The organism is Xenorhabdus santafensis, assembly GCF_033949405.1.
GTDB classification, from domain to species: domain Bacteria; phylum Pseudomonadota; class Gammaproteobacteria; order Enterobacterales; family Enterobacteriaceae; genus Xenorhabdus; species Xenorhabdus santafensis.
On sequence record NZ_VCDN01000489.1, the window covers coordinates 1 to 388 of the forward strand.

At 33.2% G+C, this 388-nt stretch carries 1 protein-coding gene; it reads right to left on the reverse strand.

Going from position 1 to position 388, the window contains the following annotated elements; all coding sequences use genetic code 11:
* Nucleotides 1–388: replication/maintenance protein RepL (locus tag FE392_RS23170; RefSeq protein WP_319932018.1), on the reverse strand; the 388-nt coding region annotated here is incomplete at both ends.

The following is a 388-nucleotide window of genomic DNA, read 5'->3' on the forward strand; positions in this document are numbered from 1 at the left end:
TATATTGCCTTTAAAATTTACGAAGTCTTTTTTATCTCTACTTGTAGCCCAAGCTACTTCTGGATTTAAGATATACACATTTGTAGTTCCAACTTTACCAATAGCGATCAATCCGTTTTCTTCTAGACATGAAATTGCTCTAAATATCGTTGTTCTTGATTTTCCAGTAACCTCTTCTAAAATTTTATGTGAGGCCATTATGCTATTGCTATTAACGTCCATATTCTCTATGAAAAACATGTAAAGTTGTCCTGCAACTGCATTTTCGGAAATGATATAGGCTAATGCTTTTGTTCCTAAACCTCTACTGATTTGTATGAAATTCTTGTTCTTTTGGCTTTCTTTAGCTCTTTTAGCTTCTAGGGCTTCACTAGCACTATCAAAGATT